This is a genomic window from Candidatus Hydrogenedentota bacterium (assembly GCA_018005585.1).
In the GTDB taxonomy this organism is placed as follows: domain Bacteria; phylum Hydrogenedentota; class Hydrogenedentia; order Hydrogenedentales; family JAGMZX01; genus JAGMZX01.
This window is the reverse complement of the sequence record JAGMZX010000260.1, coordinates 1-4,411: the sequence shown is the minus strand read 5'-3', so window position 1 is coordinate 4,411 and position 4,411 is coordinate 1. Positions and strand designations below refer to the sequence as shown.

The window sequence follows — 4,411 nt, the reverse complement described above, 5'->3', positions numbered from 1 at the left end:
GGGCGAACTGTACCCCACGCTGCCCATACGCATGTCGCTGTGGTCCGCCACGCTGTCCTTTACGTTCAGCGTGGCCGTGGGCGTGTTCTTCGGCGTCTACCCCGCCATGAAAGCGTCCACCGTGGACCCCGTGGTTGCGCTGCGATACGAATAATCAGTACACTCACGCAGGCCTTGAGGCACGAGGAGAGAAACGCCATGAAGCACATGCGCAAGATCACGGTGCGTGAGGCGCAAGTCATCGACATCACGTTCCAGAATCTGCCGGGTTTGTTGTTGCTGCTCGGCTCGATGTTCGGCGTCCTGAAGCACTACGGTTGAGCGCCGCGTCCATGAAACATCTGCGGCGCATATCGCTCGGACACGCGCAAACCGGCGACACGCAGGACGGTAATAATACGTTTCGTCAAGAGTTCATTCTGCGTCTGATCATTGCGCTCGTCGCCTTGTTCAAGAGCGACTTCCCCATCTGAACGGCGTTACGCCGTGTGATGCGGCCTGCGTGTATCGCGTTGGGGGGCTTGTTTCCTTCGTGTCCCTTTCACGCCGGTAGACGATGCGGCGCCGGGCTTACGCCGTTTCCGATAGGTCCTCCCACGTGACGCCGATGCGCGGCGCGGCGTAGCCCACTTCGCGCAGGTAGTCGCCGTAGACCATGACCCAGTGCGAATCGCGCGCCTCGTTGAGCAGTTGTTTCCAATTCCCCTGGAGCCGCACGTCCTGCTGCGAGCGGCAAATCTCGTAGAAGGGGTTGCTCTCGACCGTGCCCTTGATGCCGAGCCAGCGGCAGGCCGCGTACTCTGGGTCGATGAAGCTCACTTCCTGGCCCACGGGCATTTCGACCTTCGGCGCGGCCCCGTACTCGGATTCGTAGTGCGTCAGCAGGCGCACGGGGTCGTAGCGGGCGCCGTCCATGCGGCGGGGGCCGGTGCAGTGGGCGCAGGTAATCAGGGCCTTGTGCGGGAACGTGGAATTGTGGAGGAACACGGGCCTGCCGGAGATGTAGCGCAAGAGAATGCCCGCGGGGATAATGACGAAGTCCGACTCGCAGAACGCGGCAAAGCCCTCATCGTTCAGCAGACCCAGCGTAAGGCAGGCGGTCGTCTTCGACAGCGGCAGTATCGTGCTCATGCACTCCTTGATCGTGAACAACTGCGCGTCGTGCTCGCGCATGAGATCGCGAAACAGGCCGTAGAGCACGAAGGCGTTCACGACAAAGGGCCGTTCCGTCTCCAGCGTGGTGTTCGGGATGGCGAGGTAGCGGTCAGCCCACTGTTCCGCGCGTTGGATGCAGGCCGGGTCCGCCAGCGCGGCCTCGATGCGCGGCCCGAATGCGTCGTACGAGACCTCGACGATATCCAGTTTGAACCTGTCGCGGGCCACATCCGGCGCTTCGCCCGCGTATTTGCCCGCCGCGCCGCCGAGCGCGACGATCCGCGCGCCGAGGAAATTCTTCACGCCGTGGAGCGCGCGCAGGCGCCAGAGCAGTTCGTCCGTGTCGTCCACAATCACGTCATGCACGGAAAGGCGCTTGCCGCTGTCCGCGGGCTCGCCGTCCTTGCGCAGATACCGCACGCTGAGCGCTTCGTACCAGTAATACACGGGCCCGGACCGGTGCCGCACGAAAACCATGCCGCCGTGATCGGGGATTGCCGCGTTGAGCATCGCGCCGGAACCCGTGGCAGGGTAGGCGATGACCGTGTCCGCTTCCACGGCGCGCGCGCGCGCCGCTTCTTCTTCGGATGTCGCGCGCAAGATCGGCAGCACTTCCACTGGAAATTCGGCCCGTTCAGCCACGTCCGCCAATTCCGCCATGACCCGGTTGCATTCCTCGGCGACCGCGGCTTCGGTCTGAACGCCGCCCCACGACTTGAACGAGGCCATCTCGCGCCGCTGCGGCAGGCGGTACAGCAGCACCGGTTGCACGCGCAACGGGCGCGTCGCGAGGCTGAACGGGCGGTCCGGGTCCCACAGGTCCTGCGCCCAGGCGCTTGCGCCCGCGGCGCGCGCGATGCCCGGCGCCAGCAGCGCCGCGCCCGCGACAAGCGCGGTCGATGCGCCCAGGAATTCCCGCCGGTTCATGCAATGACAGCACATGGCTATGCTCCCCGTGGCACGGACATCTTGCCCGTGCATTACCCTCTGACCACGGGCATCTTGCCCGTGCATTACCCTCTGGCCACGGGCATCTTACCCGTGCTCTTTCTACTTCACCCCATCTTGCCCCGTTCCCGGCCCAGGTTCAAGCGGGTTTCTCCCGCGGGGTTTTGACACGGCGCTGCACGGGGTTTTATAGTTTTGCGACTGCGGAAGCAACATCCCCCAATCACAGGAAGGAAACGGTCATGGACAAACTCACGCTCTCCCGGCGCGCCTTTCTTGCGGCAACAACGACAACCGCGGCGGTTGCGACACTCGCGGGCGGCTGCGCCACGGCGCAAGTTCGCGTCAACACGGCGCGCGTGGTGCCCAAGAAGCACTCTCCGAATGAAAAACTGAATATCGCCGGGATCGGCGTAGGCGGCATGGGCCAGGGCGACATCATGAACTGCCGCAGCGAGAACGTCGTCGCGCTGGCCGACTGCGACTGGAAGAAGGCGGAAGAAACGTTCGTGAAGCTGCCGGATGCGAAGAAGTACAAAGACTACCGCAAGATGCTCGAGGAGATGGGCGACCAGATTGACGCATGCACGATTTCGACGCCGGACCACACGCACGCGCCCGCGGCCTACATGGCCATGAACATGGGCAAGCACGTGCGCGTGCAGAAGCCGCTCACGCACACGATCGCCGAGGCGCGCCTGCTGCGCCAGGTCGCGCGCGACACCGGCGTGATCACCGCCATGGGCAACCAGGGCCACTCGGGCGACGGCGTGCGCGAGTTGTGCGAGATGGTCTGGGCCGGCGCCATAGGCCAGGTCACGGAGGCGCACATCTGGACGAACCGGCCCATCTGGCCGCAGGGTATCGCCAACCCGCTCCCTGAGCAGCCCGTGCCCGAAACGATAGACTGGGACCTGTGGATCGGCGCGGCGCCGTTCCGGCCGTACAACGAGGGCTATGCGCCGTTCAAATGGCGCGGCTGGTGGGATTTCGGCTGCGGCGCCATCGGCGACATGGCCTGCCACATCATGGACCCGGCTTTCTGGGCGCTGCGCCTGATCGATGCGCCGTCGTTCACGTGTGAGGTGTTGCAGCAGGAAGGCATGACCAGCCAGACGCCGCCGAACAAATGCGTGATCAAGTTCCAGTTCCCCGCGCGCGCCGGCATGGGCCCAGTGGACGTCTACTGGTACGATGGCGGCATCATGCCTCCGTGGCCCGCGGGCGTGCCCGAAGGCCAGAAACTCGGCGACAACGACAACGGGTCGCTGTTCATCGGAACGGACGGCGCCATGACCTCCGGCTGCTACGGCGGCGAATCGCGCCTGCTGCCCGACGAGCGCATGAAAGACTACACCCGCCCGCCGCAGATTATCCCGCGCATCCCGGACGGGAACTCGTACCAGAACTGGATCTACTCGATCAAGACGGGCGAACCCGCTTCCTCGCATTTCGACTACTCCGGGCCTCTCACCGAAGTGGCCAACATGGGCAACGTCGCCTTGCTCGCCGGCGCGAAGATCGAATACGACTTCGTCAACGGCGTCATCACCAACGACCAGGCCGCGAACAAGTGGCTCACCAAGGAATACCGCGCCGGCTGGGAACTGCCCTGCTGACGCATCCGCAGACGCCAACGCGGAAGCCCCGGTCCCCCGGCCGGGGCTTCCGTTGTCTGTGGTCGTGGAACCCCCGGTGTCACGGGGTGCTCACGGATTCCGGTTCGCCGCGCGGAAAGGGGAATATGCCCGGAACGGCGTTGTCTTGAAAAGAGCGGCAAAAGCCCCTATTCTTCAAATGGAAGACACTCCTTTTCTGAGGCTGGGTCTCGAGCGGGAAGGTACAACCTGATGCAGTGCAAGGGTATCTCGTGTACAACACTGGGGGATTCGGCACTTTTTCAGGAAGGAGAGGCGGCGGCGGCAGTGCCTGCGATAGACGTGTTGCGCACGTTGCCGATAGCGAACGAGGCGCCGGGGCGCTATTGCCGTGAAGGGGAATATGCGCGGGGTGGCATGGGGCGCGTCCTGATTGTCCGCGACGGCTTTCTGGGGCGGGAAGTCGCGATGAAGGAACTGATTCCGTGCGCGGAACAGAACGCGCCGACGCGAGAGCTGCCTGGCGCCGGGCATCACGAACTGAAAAGGGTCCGCCGTTTCCTGCAGGAGGCGTGCATTACCGGGCAGCTCTCCCATCCCTCCATTGTGCCCGTATATGAACTGGGCCTTCAGGAAGACGGCACCCCTTACTACACCATGAAGTTCGTGCACGGCCGGACCTTCGATCGCGCCATCGAAGACGCGGGAAC

At 64.2% G+C, this 4,411-nt stretch carries 4 protein-coding genes; 3 read left to right on the top strand and 1 reads right to left on the bottom strand.

Annotated elements, in window-relative coordinates; genetic code table 11:
* Positions 1–332: 332 nt before the first annotated feature.
* Positions 333–473 (top strand): hypothetical protein, encoded by a 141-nt coding sequence (locus tag KA184_23405; GenBank protein MBP8132539.1) that lies wholly within the window; start codon positions 333–335, stop codon positions 471–473.
* A 97-nt stretch (positions 474–570) separates the two neighbouring features.
* On the opposite strand, the gene KA184_23400 is transcribed toward KA184_23405, so the two are convergent.
* Positions 571–2,097, bottom strand: coding sequence for a twin-arginine translocation signal domain-containing protein (locus KA184_23400; GenBank protein ID MBP8132538.1), 1,527 nt, complete (start codon positions 2,095–2,097; stop codon positions 571–573).
* 248 nt (positions 2,098–2,345) lie between these two features.
* On the opposite strand from KA184_23400, the gene KA184_23395 reads away from it, so the two are divergent.
* Complete coding sequence (locus KA184_23395) at positions 2,346–3,722, top strand: Gfo/Idh/MocA family oxidoreductase (protein MBP8132537.1); 1,377 nt, start codon at positions 2,346–2,348, stop codon at positions 3,720–3,722.
* 231 nt (positions 3,723–3,953) lie between these two features.
* Positions 3,954–4,411, top strand: a 458-nt coding sequence (locus KA184_23390) for a hypothetical protein (protein MBP8132536.1), incomplete at its 3' end; no start/stop codon positions are given.